Here is a 25371-nt window from a genome sequence, read left to right as displayed (position 1 = left end):
GAGACCCGCATGTCACCCACTGCCCTGCCTGCCACGTCGCACCTGCGCCGCCCGTTCACTCGCAACCTGCTGGCCCCTGCGGCCATCGCCACCCTGATGGCCCTGGCAGGTTGCGCCGGTGCGCCATCCCAGTTCGCCTACACCGTGCCCGCGCAGCCTGAAGGCTCGTCCGGCTACACCGAAAAACCGGGCTGGGCCACGGAGAAGTTTGCCGTGGCTGCTGCCAACCCGCTGGCCACCGATGCGGGTTACCAGATCCTCAAGGCCGGCGGCTCGGCCGTCGATGCGGCCATTGCCGTGCAGATGGTGCTGACGCTGGTGGAGCCCCAGTCCAGCGGCATCGGCGGCGGCGCCTTCCTGCTGCACAGTAACGGCAAGCTGGTGGAGGCCTACGATGGCCGCGAAACCGCGCCCGCTGCCGCCGATGAAAAACTCTTCCTGGGTGCCGACGGCAAGCCCGTGCCGTTCTACGACGGTGTGGTGGGCGGCCGCTCGGTGGGTGTGCCCGGCACCGTTCGCATGCTGGAGCTGGCGCACAAGCAGCACGGCAAGCTGCCCTGGGCCACGCTGTTCCAGCCCGCCATCACGCTGGCCGAAGGCGGCTTCAAGGTCAGCGCTCGGCTCAACACGCTGGTCAAGGCCGACGCCCACCTCAAGAAGGACCCCGTGGCCGCCGCCTACTTCTACAAGGCCGATGGCGACGCGCGCGATGTGGGTGTGAACTTGCGCAACCCCGAGCTGGCCGCCGTGCTTCGCAAGATTGCCGCTGAAGGCAGCAAGGCCCTGCACGAAGGCGAGGTCGCCCAGGCCATCGTGGACAAGGTGCAAAAGCACCCCACCAACCCCGGCAAGCTCAGCCTGGCCGACCTGGCGGGCTACCAGCCCAAGAAGCGCGAGGCGCTGTGCCACGACTACCAGGTGGCCAGCAAGGACTACCGCGTGTGCGGCTTTCCACCACCCAGCTCCGGGGCCATCGCCATCGGGCAGATCCTGGGCATCCTGAAAAACACCGACGCCGCCGCCAAGCCCCTGCAGGACGGCATCCCATCGGCCGACTGGCTGCACCTGTACACCGAAGCCGCTCGCCTGGCCTTTGCCGACCGCGCGCTGTATGTGGCCGACCCCGACTTTGTGCAGCCGCCCGGCGACAGCTGGGACCGCATGCTGGCCCCCGCCTACCTGGCCGAACGCGCCAAGCTCATCGGCACGCAGAGCATGAAGATCGCAGCGCCCGGAAACCCGGCCGTCATCCGCATCAACCACGGAGCCATGCCCGACCAGCCTGAATACGGCACCAGCCACATCAGCATCGTCGATGCGTTTGGCAACGCGGTCGCCATGACGACCACCATCGAAGACCAGTTCGGTGCGCGGCAGATGGTGAAAGGCTTCCTGCTCAACAACGAACTCACCGACTTCAGCTTTGCCCCCACCGACGCCCAAGGCCAGCCCATTGCCAACCGCGTGCAGCCCGGCAAGCGCCCGCGCTCGTCCATGGCACCCACGCTGGTGTTCGACAAGGCCACGGGCGAGCTGCTGATGAGCGGCGGCAGCCCCGGCGGCGCGGCCATCATCCACTACACGGCCAAGACGCTGTATGGCGTCTTCAACTGGGGCCTGATGCCGCAGCAGGCCATCAACCTGCCCAACTTCGGCTCCATGAACGGCCCCACGCTGCTGGAAGAAAAGCGCTTCCCGCCCGCCACGGTCGAAGCCCTGCGCGCCCGGGGCGCAGAAGTGCGCGAGATGAACATGACCAGCGGCCTGCAAGCCATCACACGCGGCCAGGCACATGGCAAGAAGCTATGGATGGGCGGGGCCGATCCACGCCGCGAGGGCGTGGTGATGGGCGACTGAAAGCCAGCCTTGCGCGGCCCACCACGGGGCTGCGCGCCGAGTGCGCGGCCGCCTGGGCGGGCATGGCGCGCGCCAAGGACGGACCCCGCTACAGTCTTGCCCCATGGATCTCCGAAGCCTGCGCTACTTCATCGCCGTGGTCGAGGCCGGCAGCCTCTCGCGCGCGGCGGGCAGCCTCTACATTGCGCAGCCCGCCCTCACTGCCCAGATCAAGAAGCTGGAGTCCGAGCTGGGCGCGCAGCTGCTGGAACGCTCGCACGCGGGCGTCACGCCCACACAGGCTGGCGTGCAGCTCTACCAGGACGCCCGGCGGCTTCTGAGCGACGCCTCGGCCATGCGGGAGCGCATCCAGCGCCTGCCGCAAGGGCCGGAGGGATCGGTCACGATTGCCGTGCCGTTTCTGCTGTCATCGCTGCTCATGGGCCCGTTGCTGGCGCACCTGAAGGACACGCACCCGCGCATTCGGGTGTTCGTGCTCGACGACCTCAGCCTCATGGTCAGGAAAGCCATGCTGGACCGGCGTGCGGACATCGGCGTTCTGGTCGACGCCGCGCAGGTGGAGGGGCTGCACTGCCGGCCCCTGGTGCGCGAGGCCATGTACTTTTGCGGGCACGATCCCGGCGGCACGGTGCGTGCGCTGCTGCGGCCAGCGCCTGACGCAGCGGCCACGGCCCAAGCGCCTGCTGCGCGCCGGGCTGGCGCGCGTGCCACGGCCGCGCGCGCCGCCAGCCCCACCATGCGCCCCACCATCGACTTTGCCGATGCGGCCGCACAGCCCCTGGTGCTGCAGTCGCGCCGCTACACCATCCGCCAGCGGGTCGAAGAAGCCGCCGCCGCACGCGGTGTGGCACTGAACATCGCCCACGAACACGACTCCGCGCGGGTGATCCGCTCGCTGTATGCGTGCGGGGGCGGCTTCACCTTCACCCCTGCCTGCGCGCTGGGGGATGCCCCTGCCTCCGGCACCGACTGGATGGTGGCCCGCGTGGTCAACCCGGAGATGACGCGCAGCTACACCCTGGCCACCGCTGCGGACCGCGAGGTGGACGGGGTGATGCAGGTGGTGATGGACGCGCTGGAGGCCGTGATGCGGGAGCTGGTGGCATCGGGCAGGTGGGAGGCCGCTGTGTGACCCGGGTGACCGCAGTGACCTTGCTCGAATCCGCGCAGTACCAGGACGACGCCGCAGCCACGTTTGCCGCGGTGGCCGCCCAGGTGGCTGCAATCGTGCCGCAGGCGCGCATCGAACACATCGGCGCCTCGTCCATTCCCGGTGCAGTCTCCAAGGGTGACCTCGATATCTGCGTGCTGGTGCCGCCGCAAGACCATGCACCGGGCGTGGCAGCGCTCGAAGCCGCAGGCTGCAGCGCCAAGGCCGACACACTGCGCGCGCCTGATCTGTGCATGCTGCTGTGGCCCGGCGCCACGATGGACGTTGCACTGCAGGTGGTGGCCTGCGGCTCGCCGTTCGAATGCTTTCTGCACTTTCGCGATGACTTGCGCGCCGACTCCGCCCTGGTGGCAGAGTACAACCGGCTCAAGCAGCGATTCGCATCCGAGGGGATGGACCGCTACCGCGAGGAGAAGGCCCGCTTCATCACGCAGGTGCTGCGGGCGGCGGGCAAGCCCCTGGCTGCCGAGTGATCACATTCCCATAAAGGCTCTAACGATTCCGCTTCAGGAGACACCGCCATGGCATCCACAACCACTGCATCGCCCCAACCCGCCTCCACCCTCATCGATCAGCGCATCGCAGACCTGGCCGACTGGCGCGGCCCGGTGCTGGCACGCATGCGTGCGCTCATTCATGAGGCCGCCCCCGGCGTGGTGGAAGAGTGGAAGTGGATGGGAACGCCCGTATGGTCGCTGGGCGGCATCCTCTGCACCGGCGAGAGCTACAAGGCCGCAGTGAAGCTCACCTTTTTGAAGGGCGCCTCGCTGCCGGACCCGGCGCGGCTGTTCAACGCCAGCCTGGATGGCAATGCGCGGCGCGCCATCGACATCCACGAGGGCGATGTGGTGGATGCAGAGGCGTTCAAGTCGCTCATCCGCGCGGCAGTGGCACTCAACGCTGCCAAGCCCGCCAGATCCGCCGCCAAAAAGCCCGCCACCCGGGCGAAGGCGGTGTAGCACTGTCGCAGCCGCGCACGCAGTGCGTGCGGAAGAACGCTACGGCAAGGGCATCAATTTCAGTGATGCCTTCCCATCAGCAATCGGTATTTCCCTGATACCCCGTCTTCTGGAACAGTGACCCCATGCCCCGCGCTCGACGGGGCCGGTGTTTCAGGAGACAGCCATTACCACCTCGCCCCCCATTCCCCCGCGCGTGGTCGCCAACGTCGGCGCCCTCGTGGCGCGCAGCGCCCGTGCCCATGCCCGCCGCATGGCGGTCAAGAGCCCCGCACGCAGCATCACTTATGCCGATCTGGAGCAGCGCACCAACCGCCTGGCCAACGCCTTGCTCGGCCTGGGCCTGCAGCGCGGTGACCGCGTGGGCATCTACCTGCCCAACTGTGTCGAGGTCGTCGAGATCGAGATCGCCTGCTACAAGGCCGGGCTGATCAAGGCGCCATTCAACGCCCGGCTCTCGCCCACCGAGGTCGGCGCCATTGCCGCCAACAGCGGTGCGGCGCTGATCGTGACCACCGACGAGCGCGCCGAGACCATCCGCCCGCATGTGGCGCAATGCATGCCCGGCGCCATGCCCCGGCTGCTGCTGACCGACGATGCGGGCCCCGCAGGGTATGAAGCGGCACTGGCCCAGGCCAGCGACACGTTCACCCCGGTGGTCGTGTGCGAGGACGAAGTCGCCGTGCTGCACTACACCTCGGGCTCGTCCGGCGTGCTCAAGGCGGCCATGCAGACCTTCGGCAACCGCCTTGCGCAGCTGCGCAAGTTCCTCACGCGTTCGGACGGGCAGCAGCCCGGCCACATCCTGGGGCTGGTGGGCCCGATCACCCACGCATCGGGCATGCAGATGGTGCCGGCGCTGTGCCAGGGGGTCACCATCCGCCTGTTCAACGGCTTCGAGCCCCCGCGCTTCATCGCCGACATGCGGGCCGACCGCGTGACCCACACCTTCATGGTGCCCACCATGATCAACATGCTGCTGACCGAACTGGAGGGCCAGTACCGCCCCCTGCCCGACCTGCAGCGCCTGGGCTACGGCGCCGCCCCGATGGCGCCCGCGCGCATCCTGCAGGCCATGGACGTGTTCGGGCCCATCCTGCAGCAAGGCTACGGCGCGGGCGAGACGACCTCGGGCGTGTGTGGCCTGTCGGTGGAGGACCATCTGTTTGCCCGCGCTGCGCGGCCTGAGCGCCTGGCATCGTGCGGACGCCCGTTTCTGGAATGCGATGTGCAGATCCTGGGCGACGACGGCCTGCCCGTGGCCACTGGCGAGATCGGCGAGATCGTGGTGCGGGGCGATGACATCTTTGCGGGCTACTGGCGCGCCCCCGAGCTGACGGCCGAGGTGCTCAAGGACGGTGCGTACCACACGGGCGACCTGGCCCGCATGGATGACGAGGGCTATGTCTACATCGTGGACCGCAAGAAAGACATGGTGATCAGCGGCGGCTTCAACGTGTACCCGTCGGAGGTCGAGGCCGTGCTGTACCAGCACGACGCCATTGCCGATGCCTGCGTGTTCGCCGTACCCGATGACAAATGGGGCGAGGCCGTGGCCGCGCACGTGGTGCTCAAGCCCGGCCGTGCGGCCGGTGCCGACACCACCGCTGCGATCGACGCGTTCTGCGCCCAGCACCTGGGCGGGTTCAAGCGGCCCCGGCGCATCGAGTTCGTCACCACCCTGCCCAAGAACCCCAATGGCAAGGTGATGCGCCGTGCCGTACAGGCCCCGTACTGGGAGGGGCGTGGGCGGATGGTGAATTAGAGGGCATCCCCCTGAGCGGCTTTGCCCCCTCCCTCTTCTCTCTTGGCGCTGCGCGCTGCGAGAAGGGGGACGACGCCATCGCTGCGGGGCGACCCTTGCTCGGCGTCTCTCGCCTGGGCCTGCGCCAGTTTCCAGAGCCCGCTGTCACAGCCAACGACAAGGAATCCTGACATGAACAACGACATCACATCCCCCCTCCCCGCGCCGCTGTTTCCCGGCATGCCTTTTGAGGGCTCGCCACAGGCGGCCGAACTGATTGCGCGCATCAACGAGTTTCTGTACGGCGAGCTGGCCGCGCTGGCGCGCGAGCATGGCATCGACCACGAGCACGCGCCCGACAAGGCCTTGCTGCAGCAGGTGTGGAAGCGCTCGCACGCGCTGGGCTTTTACGGCATGACGCTGCCGCAGAAGATGGGCGGCCTGGGCCTGTCCACGCTGGACCATGTGCTGGTCAAAGAGGCCATCTACGCCAGCGGCTCGCCGTTCGCCCCCCATGTATTTGGCGAGCTGAGTGGCCCGCCACGCGTGGGCGCGCTGGCGCGCATGGCCACGCCGCACCAGATGCAGCAGTTCATCCTGCCGGTGGCCCGGGCCGAAATGGCCATCTGCTTCGCACTGACCGAGGCCGAGGCCGGATCGGACGCTGGCAACGTGCAGACACGCGCCGTGCGCGATGGCGACGACTACGTCATCACGGGCGCCAAGCGCTTCATCTCGGGCTCGCCGTTTGCCGACTACGCGGTGCTGATGGCATCCACCGCCACACACGACGACCCCGACCCGAAAAAGCGCGAGGTCACGGCCTTCTTTGTGGACCTGCATGCGCCCGGCGTGCGCGTGGAGTCGGGCTACAAGACCATGGCGGGGCAGACGAGCACGGGCAACATCGTGCTGGAGGGCACGCGCGTACCCGCCGCCAACCTGATCGGTGAGGCCGGGCGCGGCCTGGCGCTGGCGCTGGGCCGCATCAGCGTGAACCGGCTGCTGCACTGCCCCGCCATGCTGGGCCTGGCGCAGGTGGCCCTGCGCGATGCGCGCGACTACGCACAGCAGCGCCACCAGTTCGGCCGCGCCATCGGGCAGTTCCAGGCCATCCAGCACATGCTGGCCGACATGGCGACCGACTGGGCTGCCGCGCGCGGGCTGATGCTGGCCACGGCCCGCGCAATTGATGCGGGCGCCGAGCCGCGCGCCGAGTCGTCCATGGCCAAGCTGTTCTGCTCGGAGGCAGCCTTTCGCATCGCCGACCGCGCGGTGCAGATCCACGGCGGCGAGGGCATCGTGCAAGGCCGGCGCGTGGAGTTCCTGTTCCGCATGTTGCGCATGTACCGCGTGCTCACCGGCACCAGCGAAATCCAGCGCAACACCATCGCGAAAGAACTCATGGCATCCCCCTGAGCGGCTGCGCCGCCCACAGCGCGCCACAACAACCCTCACAGAAAATGACACGGAGACAAGACATGACGAATCAACCCATCCCCCACCTGCGCCGCCGCGTACTGCTCGCTGCAAGCCTGCTGCCACTGCTGGCCAGTACATCCGCCATGGCCGCCGAGCCGTGGCCCGCGCGCCCCATCAAGTGGGTGGTGCCCTACCTCGCCGGCACGGGCCCGGACACCACGGCCCGCATCGTGGCCGAAGCGGTGTCGAAGGAGCTGGGCCAGCCCGTGGTCATCGAAAACAAGGGCGGCGCAGGCGGCAACCTGGGTGCGCGCCAGGCGGCCAAGGCCGCGCCCGACGGCTACACCTGGGTGTACTCCGCCTCACCCATGGCGGCCAGCATGCGCATGTACAAGCAGCCCGGCTACGACGCACTCAAGGACTTTCGCCATGTGATCGGCCTGACGAGTTCGGACACGGTGGTCATCGTCAACGCGCAAAGCGATATCCGCAGCCTTGCCGACCTGCTCACGCGCATGCGTGCGCAGCCCGGCAAGCTGGACTACGCCTCGGGCGGTGTCGGTACGCCCTCGCACCTGGGGGTGGAGATGGTGCTCAGCGTCAGCCAGGCGCAGGCCACGCATGTGCCGTACAAGGGCGCGTCGGAAATCGTCAATGCGGTACTGGGCCAGCAGGTGGCCTTTGGCGCGCCCATCACCGCCGTGGCGTACTCGAACATCGTGGCTGGCAAGCTGCGCGCACTGGCCGTGACCGGGCCCGCGCGCAATCCCAAGCTGCCCAGTGTGCCCACGCTGGCCGAGGCGGGCCTGCCCGGGGTGGAGCTGACCTCCTGGGGCGGAGTCTCCGTGCCCACCGGCACGCCCGATGCCATCGTGTCCCGCGTGCGCGCCGCGTTCGAAGCCGCCTTGCGCCAGCCCGCCGTGGTGACCGCGCTCGAAGAACAAGGCGGCATGGTCAACCCGCAAGACGGCGAGACCTTCACACGCGCCTTCGGCAAGGAAATCGGCTTCACCGAGGCGATGATGAAACGCATCAGGCTGGAGCCGATGTGATGGCGCGAAGGGGTGATCGCACCCACGTGCGCGGGCCCTACCTGTCCAAAACAGGCAACGCATTACTTCAATTTTGATAGCTGCCAGCGCATATAAATTGTGCGCTTGAGGCCTTTTTCATCTCAAAGAGGTTCCAAACCCCCATGCGAAACCTCCCAACGCTCGCGGCACTCGCCTTGCCGCTTCTGCTGGGCCTGGCACCTGCAACCCTGGCCCAGGTGGCCGATGTCCGGCAGGACGCAACCGCCGCCACGCGTGCGCGCCAGACCGCGTCCCTGGGCACACTGGACGTGAACGCGCCCGCCAGCTTCGAGGACGCGCGCCGGGGCCTCATCGCCAGCCCCAGCGGCCAGGTGCGCAACGCGCAGGGCCAGGTGGTGTGGGACTTTGATGCGCTGCAGTTTGCACAGGGCGAGGCCCCCGCCACCGTGCACCCCAGCCTGTGGCGCCATGCGCGCCTGAACCAGACGCCCGGCCTGTACCAGGTGCGTGAGGGCATCTGGCAGCTGCGCGGGTTCGACCTGGCCAACCTCACGCTCATCCAGGGCCGCACGGGCTGGATCGTGGTGGACCCGCTCACCACGCAGGAGACGGCGGCGGCCGCCCTCGCCTTCGCGCGCCAGCACCTGGGCACGCAGCCGGTGTCGGGCCTGGTGTTCACGCACAGCCATGTGGACCACTTCGGCGGCGCATTGGGCGTGCTGACCGCGCAGGACGCCAAGGCACGCAGCGTGCCCATCGTGGCGCCGGTGGGCTTCATGGAGGAGGCGACCAGCGAGAACCTGCTGCTCGGCCCCGCCATGTCGCGCCGCGCGGGCTTCATGTATGGCAGCCAGTTGCCACGCGATGCGCGCGGCGTGGTGGACAACGGCCTGGGCATGGCCGTGGCGGTCGGGCGCATCGGCATCCTGCCGCCCACCGTGCTCATCGACCAGCCCACGCAGGCGCTCGACATTGATGGCGTGCGCTTCGTGTTCCACAACGTGCCAGGCTCCGAAGCCCCGGCCGAGATGGTGTTCGAGCTGCCCGACCTGCGCGCGTTCGGTGCGGCAGAACTGGTCTCGCAGACACTGCACAACCTCTACACCCTGCGCGGCGCCAAGGTGCGCGACGCGCTGGCGTGGTCGCGCTACATCGACGGCGCCATTGCGCACGCACGCCGTGCAGATGTGGTCTTCCTGCAGCACGGCTGGCCCGTGTGGGGCCGCGAGCGCATCGACACCTTCTTGACCACGCAGCGCGACACCTACCGCTACCTGCACGACCAGACGGTGCGCCTGCTCAACGCCGGGCTGACACCCGGCGAGATCGCCGAGGCCGCGCAACTGCCCTCCACGCTGGCGGCGCAGTGGGCATCGCGCGGGTACTACGGCACCGTCAAACACAACGTGCGCGCGGTGGCGCAGTTCTACCTGGGCTGGTTCGACGCGCACCCCGCCACGCTCGACCCGCTGCCGCCTGTGGAGGCCGCGCGCCGCTACGTGGCCCTGGCAGGCGGCGCGGGCGCTGCAGTGGCCGCCGCGCGCCAGGCCTTTGACGCGGGCGACTACCGCTGGGCGGCTGAATTACTGCGTCATGTGCTGCTGGCGGACAGCAACAACGCAGAGGCCAAAGACCTGATGGCGCGCAGCTTTGAGCAGATGGGCTACGCCGCTGAATCGGCGCCCTGGCGCAACTTCTACCTGACAGGCGCGCAGGAACTGCGGCATGGCACTGCACAGCGCAACGCTTCAGGCCCGCGCGCTGCAGTGGCCGACATGCTCATGCAGACCCCCATCCCGCAGTTCCTCGATGCAATGGCCGCCTCGCTCAACGGCCCGCGCGCGGACGGCGTGCGCCTGGCCGTGGCACTGCGCTTTACCGACGCCGAAGAAAACCATGGTCTGTGGATTGAGAACGCGGTGCTGCACCACCGCCCGGGCACACCACCCTGGCCCGCCGACGCCACGCTGCTGCTCACCAAACCCGCCTTCCTGCGCCTGATGAACGGCCAGGCCACACCGCAGGAGCTGGCCGCCTCTGGCGCGCTGCGCATGGAAGGCGATGCGCAGGCTCTGCGGCAGCTGATGGGCATGCTGGACCAGCCGGTGCGTGACTTTCCGATCATGACGCGGTGATTTGAATGAAACAGGCCGCTAGCGCCTATACATAATGCGCTCAATGCTCCCAAATGAGGAGCGCAACACCAGAGCCATCCCTCGATGGCTGGCTCCTCGTCAGCCCGGTGGACCTGCAACACCGTCATCGGCCAGCGGGCTCAGTGCGGTGTCGATGTTGAAGCGGTTCTTGCCTGCCTGCTTGGCCGCATACATCGCAGCATCGGCCTGGGCGAGCAGCGCATCGGCATCGGTGCCATGGCGCGGGTAGAGCGCCGCGCCCACGCTGGCCGAGATGTGGGCAACAGCGCCCTCCAGCACAAAAGGCTGCTCCATCGCAGACAGCACCTTGCCCGCCACGACCTCGCAGTGGTCTGCCCGCTCGATGGTGGCCAGCACGATGCCGAACTCGTCGCCGCCCAGGCGCGCCACGGTGTCTTCGGCGCGCACGCAGTCTTCCAGCCGCCGAGCCACCTGCTGCAGCAGCAGGTCGCCCGCTGCATGGCCCCACTGGTCGTTGACGGACTTGAACCCGTCCAGGTCCACATAGAGCACTGCGGCGTGCCGCCCGTGGCGCCGGGCCGTTTCTAGCACACGCGCCAGGCGGTCGTGGAACATCACGCGGTTGGACAGGCCTGTGAGCGCGTCGTGCAGCACATCGTGCGACAGGCGCATCTCCAGCTCCTTGCGTGCGCTGATGTCCTGCGTCACCACCACCAGAAAGTCCGGGTGACCCTGGGCGTCCTTGACGAGGCCCAGCGCTTCGTACACCCACAACAGGCCGCCGTCCTTGCGCCGGTAGGCCTTTTCCATCTCGGGGGAGAACACGGGTGAGTGCGCCACCAGGCGCCGCGCCAGAAAGCGGCGCAGGGCTTCACGCTCGCCCTCGTCGCTCAGCGCAAACAGGTCGCGCTGGCGCAGCTCCTCCAGCGAATAGCCCAGCATGCGGCAGAACTTGTCGTTGGCACGCAGGATGCGGCCTTCGGGCGTGATGTGGGCGATGCCGGTGGCCGCCTGGTGAAAGGTGGCGCGGAACAGGCCTTCGCTGGACGCCAGTGCATCGGCCACGGCCCGCTGGCGTGCCAGCACCACAATGAGAAGCGCGCCAAAACACAGCAGCGCCACACTGGCCCCCGCGGCCAGGGCGAGGTAGTCAACGCGCCGCTGCATCACCGGTGCCAGCACCTCGTCGGAGGTCGACCCCACCGTCACCATCAACGGGTAGCCCGCCATGCTGCGGTAGCTGAGGATGCGCGGCACACCGTCCACCGCGCCGTTCTCATCGATCAGTTCGCCTTCAGGGTCTTGCGCGCGGAGCTGAAACCAGGGCAGGCCTCGCGCATCGCCGCCAAAGCTGATCTTGCCCCCTGCCTTGCGGCCGCGCACCACGCCGTCCAGCCCTGTCAGCTCCAGCAGCCCCTGTGCGCCCAGGTCGGCCTGGCGGTAGAAGTCGGTGAAGTTCGTCGGGTCCACCGACATCACCACCACACCACCAAAGCGGCCTCCCTCGCTCACGATGCGCAGCGCCATCGGAATGCGCCACTGCCCTGACACACGGCCCAGCACAGGCTCGCTCACAAACAGGTCATCGCGATCGCTGGCACGCAGCGCCTTGAAAAAGGCGCGGTCGCTGTAGTTGACGGCCCCGGTCTCCTGGCTGCTGCTGACGATGTCGCCTTGGTCGTTGACCACGCTGATGATGGTGAACATGGGCTCGCGGATCACCCCCCGCTCCACCCAGTCGCGCAGGTCGATGTCGGTGCCCTGCTGCAGGTACTGCTCGCGCACAAAGGCGGCCACCTGCTCGGCCGCCTTGAGGGTGCGGAACACCTGCTGCTCGAAGGCGATGGCCAGGTTGGCATTGGACTGCATGGCAGAGGCTACGGCCTGCTCGCGCTCGAACGCCACACGCTGCAGCGTGACCAGCCACAAGCCCGCCACGGCAACGATGCAGCCCAGCGCAATCGCCAGGCTCAGCGGCGTGACAAGGCGATAGCGGCGACGCGGGGCCCCGGCCTCAAGACGGTCGTCCGCGTCCGGTGGCCGCGTGGTGTCATCTTTTTGGTGCATGCCCCTCCCAATGTAACGGGGCATGTGCGGCAAGTCGACAACAGGATGGCCACCGGGCGCGGCCCACGCAAATGGAACCCTACGCGAGCCGCGCCAGCACCTTGGGCAGGCTGGCCACCAGCATCGCCACGCCCGACAAGGTCAACATGCCCAGCACGATCTGCCGGAACCGCGCATCGCTGATACCGTGGTACAGCCGCGCTCCCAGCAGCACGGGCACCAGCATGGCGGGCACCACAATGGCCAGCAGCGGCAGCGCCTCGCGGGTGACCAGGCCGGTGGCCAGGTAGGTGATGAAGGTCACCAGCAGCATAGCCAGGTTGAAGTTCTGGATGATGGCGCGCTGCACGTCCTTGTCCAGACCGCGCAAGGTGCACCACAGGGTGGGCAGCACGCCGGTGAAGCCGCCCAGGCCGCCCATCACACCGCCCGCCATGCCCACCAGCGCGTCGGCCACGCGCCCGCCGCGCGTGATGCGGGGCAACTGCTTGGCCATCAGCATCGCCGGGCACCACAGCACCAGCAGCGTGCCCAGGATGACCTTGAACGCTTCCATGTCCAGCCGGGGCAATACGGCCACGCCAATGGGGATGCCCACCAGGCCACCCAGCACAAAGGGCAGCAGGCGCACCCGGTCAAACCCCCGGCGCACCGTGGCCGCCGCCACCAGCTGGCCGGTGAGCGCGCCGCACACCGCCAGCAGCGCGGCCAAGCGGGGCTCCAGCGTCCAGGCCCAGAACGACATGGCGACCATGCCAAAGCCGAAGCCCGACAGCCCCTGCACAAACCCCGCGGCCACTGCGCCCAGGGCCACGATCAACAGCACGGAATCCATGTCTCCCCCTCACTTGGTATGAACGTGCGCGTGAGTGGGCTTCACGCCCCACGGAGCTCCACGCTCCTCACGCATCTGCGCGTTCGGCCCGTGAGTCCATGAAGCGCAAGCCCTGCGCATCCAGCCGCCATTGTGTGCGCTGGCAGCAGGGGCAACGCTGTGGCGACGGATCGCGGTGCCGGTTCAATACAGGGTGGCCTGCTGGCGCGCTGGCAGTTCGCGGTCGTAGGCGGCGCCGTCAAACTCGCCTTGAGTGATGGACGCCAGGATGGCGCCGGGGGTTGGCACTGGGCGTGGTGTGCCGGGCGGCACGGCATCCCACAGGCGCGAGCGCTGGATGGCGCGCGCGCACTGAAAGTACACCGCCTGCACATCGACCACGATCACACACTTTGGGGACTGGCCGTTGACCACGAAACGCGCCAGCAGGTCGGGCGCGACGCTGATGCGCGCGTGGCCGTTGACGCGCAGCGTCTCGCCCACGCCGGGGATGAGGAACAGCAGCGCCACGCGCGGGTCGGCCACGATGTTGCGCAGGCTGTCGGCGCGGTTGTTGCCACGGCGCTCGGGCAGCAGCAAGGTTTTGCCGTCCAGCAGTTGCACAAAGCCGGCGGGGTCGCCACGCGGCGAGGCGTCCAGCCCGCCGGGGCCGGTGGTGGCCAGCACGGCAAAGGGCGACGCCGCGATCATGGCGCGGTAGGCGGGGTGCACATACGGCAGCTCTTTGTGGACGGAGGCATCGCTCAGCGTGCCCAGCAGGGCCTCCAGGCGTGGCAGGGTGTCGATGGCGTGCTCGTCGCGGGCGGGTGTCATGGGGGCGGCTTCCTTCGGGTGGGTGGGCAAGGGAGTGGCCATGGTGCAGCAGGCCTGCCGCGCTGACAAACGACTTTGCAGCCAGTCATGCGTGCAAAAAATGCACGCATGGGTTTGGCGAAGGAATGCCTGCGATGGCTTCGCCACAGGACCGCGACAGCAGCAAAAAGAAGCGGCGCGCACCCAGCCCATCGGCCAGACGCGCGCCGCCCCATCGTTCAGCGCGCCGGGCGCAGCTTGACGCCGGGGAAGTCCACCGGCACGGCCAGCGCCACGTTCACGTAGTTGGTGAACAGGTTGAGCGCCACATGGGCCACGATCTCGACGATCTGCTCGTCGTTCACGCCCTGGTCGCGCAGGGCCTGCACATCGGCCGCGTCGACCTGGCCGCGTTCGTTGACCAGTTGCAGCACAAAGCGCAGCACGGCGGCCGTGCGCGGGTCGGCCGATTCGCCCGCCTGCGCGGCGGCCAGGGCCTCGCCACTCACGCCCGCCTTGCGGCCCAGTGCGGTGTGGGCGGCCAGGCAATAGTCGCAGGCATTGCGGTTGGCCACGGCCACGGCGATCTGCTCGCCCAAAGCTGCGCCGATCACGCCGCCGCCCAAGGCGCCAAACGCACCCCACATGCTCTGCAGCGCAGCGGGCGAGTTGGCAACGGCGCGGAACATGTTGGGCGTGGCGCCAAAGGCTCCGTGGACCTGGTCGAGCACGGCGCGCACAGTGCCGGTGGCGGCGGTGCGGTCGACGAGAGGGACGCGGGCGACAGAAGGAGAAGTAGCGGACATGGTGTGTTCCTTGAAGGTCATGAAGGGTTGGTGAGAACTTGTGCCTGTTCTCGGCACCCCTGCAGTGTCCGGCGTAAGCGTGTACCATTGGGCACATAAAATCCATTATTCATACCAAATCATACAAAACCATGCCACCAAGCGTTCCTACACCCGCGCAGGCCTCCACCCCGCTCGACCGGTTGTCGCCGCTGCTGGAGCGGTTTCGGGTGCGGGCGCACCTGTTCCACAACGGGCCGCTGTGCGGCGTGACGCACTTTGCGGCGGCGCCGGGCCGGGGCTTTTTGCATGTGCTGCGCCGGGGCGAGATGGTGGTCACGCACCAGCCCCAAGCGGGCCCGCCCGAGCGGCTTCAGGTGTGCGAGCCCAGCCTGCTGTTCTATGCCCGACCGCTGGAGCACTTCTTTCACAACGCGCCCACCGAGGGCTCGGACTTCACCTGCGCCGCGCTGGACTTTGACGGCGGCGCAAGCCACCCGCTGGCCCGCGCCCTGCCGCCGCTGGTGGTGCTGCCGCTGGGCGCGGTGGACGGGCTGCAGCAGTCGCTGGACCTGCTGTTTGCCGAAACCGACCGCCTGCGCTGCGGCCACCGCGTGCTGGCCGACCGCCTGTTTGAAGTAGTGCTGCTGCAGTTGCTGCGCTGGCTGCTGGACCACCCGCAGCAAGCACAGATGCCCCCCGGCCTGCTGACGGGCCTGGCCGACCCGCAACTGTCGCGCACGCTCACGGCCCTGCACGAGGCACCCGGCGAGCCGTGGAGCCTGGCGCAGATGGCCCAGCAGGCGGGCATGTCGCGCAGCGCGTTTGCCGCCCGCTTCAAGGCCGTGGTGGGGGACACGCCAGCCGACTACCTGGCGCACTGGCGGCTCACGCTGGCGCAGGCGCATTTGCGTGCAGGCCGGTCGCTCAAGTCCATCGCCCATGAACTGGGCTACGCCAACCCCTCGGCGCTGTCGCGCGTGTTTGCGCAAAAGCTGGGGATGTCAGCGCGGGACTGGCGGGAGGCGGTGGACGAAGGGCGTTGACACCCAGCCCGGGCAGCGCCGCAGGGGCACCCAGGAGCCCCTGGCCCCGGTTTTCAAGCCAAAAGCGGCGGATGCGCTAGTGGAATATGCACCAGCAGCTATTAATTACATAGCAAATAGCCACCCACCGCGCGCGCCCCCTCCACGAGGCGCGTCACGCCTTCTCAGACGTTGATGGCCGCTGCCGACCCGGCCTGCTTGCGCAGCTCGAACTTCTGGATCTTGCCGGTGCTGGTCTTGGGCAGCTCGCCAAACACCACGGCGCGTGGCACCTTGAAGCCCGCCAGGTGCTTCTTGCAGTGCGCCACGATGTCTTCGGGCGTGGTCTGGGCACCGGCCTTCAGCTCGACAAACGCGCAGGGCGTCTCGCCCCACTTGGGGTCGGGCTTGGCCACCACGGCAGCGGCCAGCACGTCGGGGTGGCGGTAGAGCACGTCTTCGACCTCGATGGAGGAGATGTTCTCGCCACCCGAGATGATGATGTCCTTGCTGCGGTCCTTGATCTTGATGTAGCCGTCGGGGTACTGCACGGCCAGATCGCCGCTGTGGAACCAGCCGCCCGCAAAGGCCTCGTCGGTGGCCTTGGGGTTCTTGAGGTAGCCCTTCATGGCGATGTTGCCCTTGAACATGATCTCGCCCATGGTTTCGCCGTCCTGCGGCACCGGCAGCATGGTCTCGGGGTCGAGCACGCGCACGTCGCGCTCCAGGTGGTAGCGCACGCCCTGGCGGGCGTTGAGGCGGGCGCGCTCACCAATGTCCAGGGCATCCCAGGCCTCGTGTTTGGCGCACACGGTGGCCGGGCCGTACACCTCGGTCAGCCCGTACACATGGGTCAGATCAAATCCCATTTTTTCCATGCCTTCGATCATCGACGCTGGTGGCGCTGCGCCCGCCACCATGGCCTTGACGCCGGATGGCACACCCGCCTTCATCGCCTCGGGCGCGTTGACCAGCAGCCCGTGCACGATGGGCGCACCGCAGTAATGCGTGACGCCGTGCGTGCGAATGGCGTCGAAGATGGCCTGCGCGTCCACCCGGCGCAGGCACACGTTGACACCCGCACGCGCCGCAACGGTCCAGGGAAAGCACCAGCCGTTGCAGTGGAACATGGGCAGCGTCCACAGGTACACCGCGTGTTTGGGCATGTCCCACTCCAACACGTTGCTGATGGCGTTGGTGGCGGCGCCCCGGTGGTGGTAGACCACGCCCTTGGGGTTGCCGGTGGTGCCGCTGGTGTAGTTGAGCGCAATCGCATCCCACTCGTCGGCAGGCAGGCTCCAGGCAAAGGCCGCATCGCCGCTGGCCACAAAGGCTTCGTAGTCGGTGCCGCCCAGGCTTTGAACGGCGGGGCCGTAGAGCGCGTCCTGCACCTCGATCACGCGGATGGGCGTGGTGCCCGTGCGCAGGGCCAGTGCCTTGGCCATGGTGCCGGTGAACTCCGGGTCCACGATCACGGCCTTGGCCTCGCCGTGGTCGAGCATGAAGGCGATGGCCTCCGGGTCGAGCCGGGTGTTGAGGGTGTTGAGCACCGCGCCCGCCATGGGCACGCCAAAGTGCGCCTCCACCATCGGCGGCGTGTTGGGCAGCATCACGGCCACGGTGTCGTTCTTGCCGATGCCGGCCTGGGTCAGCGCGCTGGCCAGCTGGCGGCAGCGCGCGTAGGTCTGGGCCCAGGTCTGGCGCACCGCGCCGTGCACGATGGCCAGGCGGTCGGGGTAGACCTCGGCCGTGCGTTCGATGAACGACAGGGGCGACAAGGCGGCAAAGTTGGCTTCGTTGCGGGGCAGGTGCTGGTCAAAGATGGAGGTCATGGGTCGGTGCAAGAAGGTGAACTACACACAGCCTAGCGCCGCAGGCTGACACGAAAGCAACACGGGCCGGCGCAAGCGCGGTGTGGACTGCAGTGCGCAGCCTCACAACCTTCGCTTGTGGCTCTGCTTGATGCGGTACATGGCCGCGTCGGCGCTGGCCATGAGTGTGCGCGCATCCTGCGCGTCGCGGGGGAACAGGCTCAGGCCGATGCTGGCGCGCACGGCCAGGGGCTCGCCGTCGATGTCCAGCGGCGGCTCGAACGCGTGCTGCAGCTTGGTCACGATCTGCAGCGCGGCCTCTTCGGAATCTACGTTTTCGCACAGCACCGTGAACTCGTCCCCGGCGAGCCGGGCCACGGTGTCCACCTGCCGCACGGCGCCGACGATGGTGCGAGCCACCGCCTGCAGCACCAGGTCGCCCACGGCATGCCCGCGCGTGTCGTTGATGGCTTTGAACTCATCCAGGTCCACAAACAGCAGGGCACAGCTGCGGCCGCTGCGGCGCGACAGCTCCAGCACCTGGGCCAGGCGCTGCTCGAACATGCGGCGGTTGGGCAGGCCGGTGAGTGCGTCGTGGTGCGCCAGGTGGGCCATGGCGTCACGGCTCAGGTTCAGCTCGGCCAGCTGGCGGCTGATCTGCTGCTCCATGTCCTGGAAGCTGCGGGCCAGCTCGCCCACCTCGTCGCCCCGGTGCACCGGCAGCGCACCGTGGGCCTCCCCGCGTGAAAACGCCTGCGCCGCCTTCACCATGGCCTGCAGCGGCTGGGTCACCAGGCGCGACACTCCGGCCGCCAGGGCCACACCCACCACGCTGAGCACCAGCAGGATCTTGAGGATGCTGCGGCCCAGGTCCAGCACCTCGCCCTGCACCACGGCCAGCGGCTGCGAGAGCCCCACGACCATGAAGCGCCCTTCGTCCGCATTGCCAAAGGGCATGCGCACAAAGGCAAAGACACGCGCCTCCTCGTCGTCGGTGCCGGACTGGCTGAGTACCGCCTCTTCGGCACGGCCATCGACCAGCGCGGCCACCTGCGGGAACGACTCCTGGATCAGGATGCGCTGGCCCCGGTCAAAGCCAAAGGTCTGCGCGGCGTCCGGGTGCACCAGAAAGTCACCCCAGCGGTTGCTCAGATAAAAACCGTAAGGGGTCGGCAGCGCTGCGTTGAAGTTGTGCAGGAACGGCGCGGCCGCCACCCGCACCACCACCACGCCCCGCAGCTGCCCCCCCTGCACCACGGGCGACGCCATGTTGAACACGGGCACGGCCGCCTCCTGCGCGGCGTCTTCATGGTTGATGCCGAACTCGGACACATACACCTCCCCATCGGGCAGGCTGAGGGCCTCGAACACAAACGGAAAGTGCGACTTCTCCTGAAGCTGGTCATCGGGCACGCGCACCAGCTTGTCGCCCTGGCGGTCGATGCGCACCAGCTCCAGCCCGTAGTCGCTGGCGCTGATGAAGCGGATCTGCAAATAGGCGGGATGGGCCTGCAGGTTGGCCTTGAACAGGTCGGCCAGCCGTCCCTGGTCTTGTTCGACGGCAGCGGCGTCGGCCAGAAAGGCCGTGTCGCGCGCCACCGTGCCAAAGCCCGCCTGCATGTGGCGCGCCAGCACCTGCGTGGTGGCCAGCAGCGAGCGCTCGGCCCGCCCCTGCAGGCGTTCGCGGCTCGAGTCAAAGGTGTAGTAGCCCGCCAGAATGGCCGCGAACACGCTGAACGAGGCCAGCAGGGCCCCCAGCCTCAGCGCGATGCTCCATTTCACGCGTGCCATCGGTCAGAACCGGTTGGGTCGGTCGCCCGACACGATGCGTTGCCACAGGCGTGCGCGCAGGGCTTCGTCTTCCACCGGCTCCAGCCACACAATGGGGCCCATGGTCCCCCCGGGCACATCGCCCGCCAGCGCTGGTGGCTCGTCCAGGGTGTTGGCCAAACCCTGGCGCCGCGTGAACTCGCGGCTCACGGCCGGGTCGAGCATGTAGTTGATCCACTCGGCAGCCAGCGCCACCTGGGTGGAGCGGCGGGTGATGGCCCAGCAATCCAGCCAGGCGAGCGCGCCCTCCTTGGGCACCACGTAGCCCACATCCAGCCCCGCATCGCGCAGCTGCTTGAGCTGCTGCTGGCCGTAGTTGGCGTGCATTACCGCCACCTTGTGCTTGCGAAACAGCTCCACCGACTCCTCTGGCAGGCTGTAGAACGACCGCACATTGCGCCGCAGGGCCACCAGGTCCTTGGCCAGCGGGCTAAAACGGGCGGGGTCGATGCGAAACGGCGGCAGGCCCCGGCGCATGGCGGCCAGCGAAAACCCGTGGCTGCTGCCGTCAAACGCCAGCACCTTGCCCTGCCAGCGTGGGTCCCACAGCACGGCGATCGACTGCGGTGGCGTGCTGAACTGCTGGCGGTCGTACACCAGCCCCATCTCGGAATAGGTGAAGGGCATGGCATAGACCTCGCCCCGCCAGCCAATGCCCGAGATGGTGTGCAGCTGGCGAAACCGGGGCAACTGCCCAGCAGTGTTGCGGATGTTGCCGAGCGGCAACGGCGCGAGCTTGTCATGGAGGATCAGCCGCGCAATTTCCGCCGTGTTGGCAGCCACCAGGTCAAAACCCGGCCCGTCGGTGCTGTCCATCTTGGCGCGCAAGACGTCGTCCGATGCCACGATGGTGATCTCCACCTTGACCCCATGGCGCTTCTCGAACACCGCGACAAAGTCCGGGTCGGCATAACCCGGCCAGGCCAGCACCCTGAGGACCGTCGCGGCCTGCGAGGCCCCCGGCAGCCATGCGAGCCCCGCCAGCGCGAACAGCAGCACGGGCAGGCTGGCGCGCCACCCGTGCAGCGCCCTACCCGCCAACGCCCGCCCACATGCCGCGAACCCCATGCCAAAAGCCTTTCCAGCAATAACTGGTTACAAAGAGTTTACGCGGACAATAGGGCGCGTGACGATCCCTCAGTCTTTCATTCAGGAACTGCTCACCCGTGTGGACGTGGTGGACATCGTGGGGCGCTACGTCCAGCTGAAAAAAGGTGGCGCCAATTTCATGGGGCTGTGCCCCTTTCACGGAGAGAAGTCGCCCTCTTTCAGCGTCAGCCCCGCCAAGCAGTTCTATCACTGCTTTGGCTGCGGCAAGAACGGCAATGCCATCAGCTTTCTGATGGACCACGCGGGCATGGGGTTTGTCGAGGCCGTCCAGGACCTGGCCCAGAGCGTGGGCCTGCAGGTGCCCGATGACGACATCTCCCCGCAGGAAAAGGAACGCGCCGCCGCCGCGCGACAGAAACAAGCCACGCTGAACGAGGTGCTGGAGAAAGCCGCCGACGCCTACCGCCGCCACCTGCGCGAGTCGCAGCGCGCCATTGGCTACTTCAAGGGCCGGGGTGTCTCGGGCGCGGTGGCCAAGCGCTACGGCCTGGGCTACGCGCCCGAAGGCTGGCGCAGCCTGGCCAGCGTGTTCCCAAGCTATGACGACCCGCTGCTGGAGGAAAGCGGCCTGGTCATCGTCAACGACGAAGACGGTGGCAAGCGCTATGACCGGTTCCGCGACCGGGTGATGTTCCCCATCCGCAACGTCAAGGGCGAGTACATCGGCTTTGGTGGCCGGGTGCTGGGGGACGACAAGCCCAAGTACCTCAACTCCCCCGAAACCCCGGTGTTCCATAAGGGGCGCGAGCTGTACGGCCTGTTCGAGGCCCGCACGCCCATCCGAGAGGCGGGCTACGCGCTGGTCACCGAGGGCTACATGGACGTGGTGGCCCTGGCGCAGCTGGGTTTTCCGAACGCGGTGGCCACACTGGGCACGGCGTGCACGCCAGAGCATGTGCAAAAGCTGCTGCGGTTTACCGACGCGGTGGTGTTCAGCTTTGACGGCGACAACGCCGGGCGGCGCGCCGCGCGCAAGGCCCTGGACGGCGCCCTGCCCCACGCTACCGATACACGCAGCATCAAGTTTCTGTTCCTGCCCGCAGAGCACGACCCGGACAGCTTCATCCGCGACCATGGCACCGACGCCTTTGCGCGCCACGTGAGCGACGCCATGCCGCTGAGCCGCTTCCTGGTCGAATCGGCCAGCGAGGGCTGCGACCTGGCCACCGCCGAAGGACGTGCCCACATGGCCAGCAATGCACGCCCGCTGTGGACGGCGCTGCCCGACGGCGTGCTCAAGCGCCAGCTGCTGGGCGAGCTGGCCGAGCTGACCCAGCTCAATGCCCGCGACCTGTCCGACCTGTGGGGCCAGACCGCCGCCCGCGACGGCCTGCGCGCTGCACACCATGCCCCCCCGCAGCGCCACCCGCCCCGTACCGCCCCCGATGACGCCCCCAGTTGGGATGCCCCGCCCGACACCGATGGCTGGCAACCCCACAGCGAGTCGACAGGCACGGCCTACGACCCCGGCTACGGCAGTTACGGCAACCAGGGAGGCTACGGAGGCCAAAATGGCTATGGCAGCGGCGGCAAGCCCCCGTTCCGCAAGGGAGGCGACTGGAAAAGCGGCGGAGGCTGGAAAAAGCGCGACAAGGACGCTCCCTGGCCGCCCCAGCCCCGCTTGCCCCGCACGCCGGCCATGGGCCGGGCGGACCACGCGGCACGGCTGCTGCTGTCGCACATGGCGTTTCTGGAAGAGCTGACGCACGACGACCACACCACACTGGCGGCCCAGCCTGCGCCCCATGGGCCACTGTTTGCGTGGCTGGAGGCGCAGTTCCACGAACATGGCCCCCTGGCCTGGGCCGTGCTGCGCGAAAGCCTGCGCGATCACGAGTGCGAAGAGCTGGCCGTCAAGGTGATGACCGGCTCGCATGCGCAGACCGAGGGCGAACTGCACGAATTGCGGCTGGAGCTGCGCGACCTGCTCACCCGCATGCAGATCGAAGACATCAAGGAGCAGCAAAAAGTGCTGGTGCTGCAGGTGGCACAAGACCCCTCGGCCCTGGAGCGTTACCGGGCGCTGGCCGAAAAGCGCAAGGAACTGGAGCAAATAGCGCCAAAAACCACTTGAATAGGGTCTGGGCGGTATAATATAAGGTTAGTTATTGGCAAGAGCGACAGCAGCACCTCCGAGCCGGGCCACCGTGACAAACGCGCACCTATGCGCTGATGGGCCCACTTATCGCAAGGACTGCACACCAAATGATCGCCCAGACATCTTGCCGCTGAGGGTGTCCCCTCCAGGCGCAAAGCCCTCGTTGCTTTGCGTTGCCACCCGCGCCGGGATCTGAGGCGCTTGCGTTTTCTTTGTGTCCGTTTTTGATTCTGAGGTTGCTCCATGCCCGCTCAAAAGTCCGCGAAGTCGCCCAAGTCTGCCTCAGGCACCGCCGCAAAGGCTGTCTCCAAAACCGCGGCCAAAGCGCCGGCCAAGGCGGCCCCCAAAAAGGCCGCTGCCGCTGCGCCCGCCCCGGTCGCCAAGAAAGTGAAAACTGTGCCCGTGAAAAGTACCGCCGAGCTGATCAAAGCTGCCGATGAGTTGCTGAAGAAGAAACCTGCCCGCGCCAAGGCCGTCGCCGCAGCCGCCGACGACGAAGAAGCGCCCAAGAAAAAGCCTGGCCGCCCCGCCAAGGCTGCTGGTGCTGCCGAAGCCAAGGCCCCCGCCAAGCGCGGCCGCAAGCCCAAGGCAGCCGCCGGTGGCGATGAGAGCGTGGACGATACCGACCTGTCGGACATCGAGGCCGATCTCGAAGGCGAGATCGAAGAGACCCCCGAGGCAGCCGCCACGGTCGAGAAGGTCAAGCCCCTGCGCATGAAGATCAGCAAGGCCAAGGAACGCGCCTTGATGAAGGAATTCGGCCTGGACGAAACCGTCCTGTCCGAAGAGGACATGCAAAAGCGCCGCCAGCGCCTGAAGGCCCTGATCAAGCTGGGCAAGACCCGCGGCTACCTCACGCACGTTGAAATCAACGACCACTTGCCCGACAAGCTGGTCGATGCCGAAACCCTCGAAGCCGTCATCACCACCCTGAACGACCTGGGCGTGGCGGTGTACGAGCAGACGCCCGATGCCGAAGCGCTGATCATCACGGACAACGCTCCCGCTGGCGCCACCGAGGAAGAAGCCGAAGAAGCCGCCGAAGCCGCGCTGTCCACCGTGGACTCGGAATTCGGCCGTACCACCGACCCCGTGCGCATGTACATGCGCGAAATGGGCACCGTGGAGCTGCTGACCCGCGAAGGCGAAATCGAAATTGCCAAGCGCATCGAAGGCGGCCTGATGGCCATGATGGAGGCGATCAGCGCATCGCCCGCCACCATCGCCGAGATCCTCAACATGGGCGAGGAAATCCGCGAAGGCAAGGTCGTCATCTCGACCATCGTGGACGGCTTCTCCAACCCCAACGAGGCCGACGACTATGTGGCCGAAGAAGACTTCGACGAATTCGACGAGGCCGATGACGACGACGGCAAGGGCGGTTCCAAGGCACTGACCAAGAAGCTGGAAGAACTCAAGAAGCAGGCACTGGAGCGCTTCGACAAGCTGCGCGAGCTGTTCGAAAAAGTGCACAAGGTCTACGACAAGGAAGGCTACGGCACGCCCGCCTATGTCAAGGCGCAAGCCGCTTTGTCGGCCGAGCTGATGACCATCCGCTTCACCGCCAAGACCATCGAGAAGCTGTGCGACATGGTGCGCGGCCAGGTGGACGACGTGCGCAAGAAGGAACGTGAGCTGCGCCGCATCATCGTGGACAAGTGCGGCATGCCCCAGGAGACCTTCATCAAGGACTTCCCGCCCAATCTGCTGAACCTGCAGTGGGTCGAGAAGCAGGCCACCGCCGGCAAGCCCTGGTCGGCCGTGATCGCGCGCAACATCCCGCCCATCCAGGACCTGCAGCAAAAGCTGATCGACCTGCAGTCGCGCGTGGTCGTGCCGTTGGCCGAGCTCAAAGGCATCAACAAGCGAATGAACGAAGGTGAAGCCACCTCGCGCGATGCCAAGAAGGAAATGATTGAGGCCAACCTGCGCCTCGTGATCTCGATCGCCAAGAAGTACACCAACCGTGGCCTCCAATTCCTCGATTTGATCCAGGAAGGCAACATCGGCCTGATGAAGGCGGTGGACAAGTTCGAATACCGCCGGGGCTACAAGTTCTCGACGTACGCCACCTGGTGGATTCGCCAGGCCATCACCCGCTCGATCGCCGACCAGGCGCGCACCATCCGTATCCCGGTGCACATGATCGAGACGATCAACAAGATGAACCGCATCAGCCGCCAGCACTTGCAAGAGTTTGGTTTTGAGCCCGATGCGTCCATCCTGGCGGCCAAGATGGAGATCCCCGAGGACAAGATCCGCAAGATCATGAAGATCGCCAAAGAGCCGATCTCCATGGAAACGCCGATCGGCGACGACGACGACAGCCACCTGGGCGACTTCATCGAGGACGGTGCCAACACCGCGCCTATCGAAGCCGCCATGCAGGCCGGCCTGCGCGACGTGGTCAAGGACATCCTGGACGGCCTCACGCCGCGCGAAGCCAAGGTGCTGCGCATGCGCTTCGGTATCGAGATGACCAGCGACCACACGCTGGAAGAAGTGGGCAAGCAGTTCGACGTGACCCGCGAGCGCATTCGCCAAATAGAAGCCAAGGCGCTGCGCAAGCTCAAGCACCCCAGCCGCTCTGACAAGCTGCGCAGCTTCATCGACTCGCTGTAAGCCTCGCGACCCAGCCTTTACTGGCTCCAACGCCCAGCCCCGCACCTGCGGCGCAGGGCGTTTTTCATGGTGCGCTGATCGGCGCACCGCTC

Annotated in this window: 18 protein-coding genes; 11 read left to right on the top strand and 7 right to left on the bottom strand. The window is 67.4% G+C overall.

All coding sequences use genetic code 11. From position 1 onward, the window contains the following. Positions 1-9: 9 nt before the first annotated feature. The 8 genes from ASC83_RS11095 to ASC83_RS11060 all read left to right on the top strand — a co-directional run bounded on the left by ASC83_RS11095 (position 10) and on the right by ASC83_RS11060 (position 10322). Positions 10-1857: a gamma-glutamyltransferase family protein gene (locus ASC83_RS11095; RefSeq protein WP_056061946.1), complete on the top strand. Its 1848-nt coding sequence runs from the start codon at positions 10-12 to the stop codon at positions 1855-1857. Between the two features lie 103 nt (positions 1858-1960). Next, entirely contained in the window at positions 1961-2989 is a 1029-nt protein-coding gene (locus tag ASC83_RS11090) for a LysR substrate-binding domain-containing protein (protein WP_056061943.1), read from the top strand. Continuing rightward, on the top strand, positions 2986-3501 hold the full coding sequence (locus ASC83_RS11085) for a GrpB family protein (protein WP_162245489.1): 516 nt from the start codon (positions 2986-2988) through the stop codon (positions 3499-3501). The genes ASC83_RS11090 and ASC83_RS11085 overlap by 4 nt, the downstream gene beginning before the upstream one ends. 48 nt (positions 3502-3549) lie before the next feature. Beyond that, positions 3550-3987: a DUF1801 domain-containing protein gene (locus ASC83_RS11080; protein WP_056061940.1), complete on the top strand. Its 438-nt coding sequence runs from the start codon at positions 3550-3552 to the stop codon at positions 3985-3987. Between the two features lie 196 nt (positions 3988-4183). Then, positions 4184-5752, top strand: a complete 1569-nt coding sequence (locus ASC83_RS11075; protein WP_200938920.1) for an AMP-binding protein — start codon at positions 4184-4186, stop codon at positions 5750-5752. 171 nt (positions 5753-5923) lie between these two features. Further along, the gene (locus ASC83_RS11070; RefSeq protein ID WP_056061937.1) at positions 5924-7150 is read left to right on the top strand and encodes an acyl-CoA dehydrogenase family protein; all 1227 of its coding nucleotides are present in this window, start codon (positions 5924-5926) and stop codon (positions 7148-7150) included. A gap of 62 nt (positions 7151-7212) precedes the next feature. Next, positions 7213-8205 carry a tripartite tricarboxylate transporter substrate binding protein gene (locus tag ASC83_RS11065; protein WP_056061934.1) on the top strand — a complete coding sequence of 331 codons (993 nt, stop codon included), beginning with the start codon at positions 7213-7215 and terminating at the stop codon, positions 8203-8205. Positions 8206-8348: 143 nt separating this feature from the next. After that, positions 8349-10322 carry an alkyl/aryl-sulfatase gene (locus ASC83_RS11060; protein ID WP_056061931.1) on the top strand — a complete coding sequence of 658 codons (1974 nt, stop codon included), beginning with the start codon at positions 8349-8351 and terminating at the stop codon, positions 10320-10322. A 99-nt stretch (positions 10323-10421) separates the two neighbouring features. On the opposite strand, the gene ASC83_RS11055 is transcribed toward ASC83_RS11060, so the two are convergent. The 4 genes from ASC83_RS11055 to ASC83_RS11040 all read right to left on the bottom strand — a co-directional run bounded on the left by ASC83_RS11055 (position 10422) and on the right by ASC83_RS11040 (position 14804). Then, positions 10422-12371: a diguanylate cyclase domain-containing protein gene (locus ASC83_RS11055; protein ID WP_056061929.1), complete on the bottom strand. Its 1950-nt coding sequence runs from the start codon at positions 12369-12371 to the stop codon at positions 10422-10424. A 79-nt stretch (positions 12372-12450) separates the two neighbouring features. Continuing rightward, complete coding sequence (locus ASC83_RS11050; RefSeq protein ID WP_056061926.1) at positions 12451-13206, bottom strand: sulfite exporter TauE/SafE family protein; 756 nt, start codon at positions 13204-13206, stop codon at positions 12451-12453. Positions 13207-13389: 183 nt separating this feature from the next. Next, positions 13390-14019: a pyridoxamine 5'-phosphate oxidase family protein gene (locus tag ASC83_RS11045; RefSeq protein ID WP_056061923.1), complete on the bottom strand. Its 630-nt coding sequence runs from the start codon at positions 14017-14019 to the stop codon at positions 13390-13392. 218 nt (positions 14020-14237) lie between these two features. Continuing rightward, on the bottom strand, positions 14238-14804 hold the full coding sequence (locus tag ASC83_RS11040) for a carboxymuconolactone decarboxylase family protein (RefSeq protein WP_056062195.1): 567 nt from the start codon (positions 14802-14804) through the stop codon (positions 14238-14240). Between the two features lie 131 nt (positions 14805-14935). Between ASC83_RS11040 and ASC83_RS11035 the strand changes: the two genes are divergently transcribed. Beyond that, positions 14936-15829, top strand: a complete 894-nt coding sequence (locus ASC83_RS11035; protein WP_056061920.1) for an AraC family transcriptional regulator — start codon at positions 14936-14938, stop codon at positions 15827-15829. A gap of 164 nt (positions 15830-15993) precedes the next feature. Here the strand turns inward: ASC83_RS11035 and ASC83_RS11030 are convergent, their stop codons facing one another. The 3 genes from ASC83_RS11030 to ASC83_RS11020 form a co-directional block, all read right to left on the bottom strand. Then, on the bottom strand, positions 15994-17640 hold the full coding sequence (locus ASC83_RS11030; protein WP_056061917.1) for an acyl-CoA synthetase: 1647 nt from the start codon (positions 17638-17640) through the stop codon (positions 15994-15996). A 102-nt stretch (positions 17641-17742) separates the two neighbouring features. Then, entirely contained in the window at positions 17743-19410 is a 1668-nt protein-coding gene (locus tag ASC83_RS11025) for a GGDEF domain-containing protein (protein ID WP_233193718.1), read from the bottom strand. Positions 19411-19413: 3 nt separating this feature from the next. Then, on the bottom strand, positions 19414-20517 hold the full coding sequence (locus ASC83_RS11020; protein WP_369816963.1) for a PotD/PotF family extracellular solute-binding protein: 1104 nt from the start codon (positions 20515-20517) through the stop codon (positions 19414-19416). Between the two features lie 58 nt (positions 20518-20575). On the opposite strand from ASC83_RS11020, the gene dnaG reads away from it, so the two are divergent. After that, the gene (gene dnaG, locus ASC83_RS11015; RefSeq protein WP_056061914.1) at positions 20576-22633 is read left to right on the top strand and encodes a DNA primase; all 2058 of its coding nucleotides are present in this window, start codon (positions 20576-20578) and stop codon (positions 22631-22633) included. Between the two features lie 267 nt (positions 22634-22900). After that, positions 22901-25279 carry an RNA polymerase sigma factor RpoD gene (gene rpoD / locus ASC83_RS11010; RefSeq protein WP_056061911.1) on the top strand — a complete coding sequence of 793 codons (2379 nt, stop codon included), beginning with the start codon at positions 22901-22903 and terminating at the stop codon, positions 25277-25279. The last annotated feature ends 92 nt before the right edge of the window (positions 25280-25371 follow it).

Origin of the sequence: Acidovorax sp. Root402 (genome assembly GCF_001425125.1) — a bacterium.
GTDB lineage: Bacteria > Pseudomonadota > Gammaproteobacteria > Burkholderiales > Burkholderiaceae_C > Acidovorax > Acidovorax delafieldii.
This window is presented reverse-complemented; position numbering and strand designations above follow the sequence as displayed.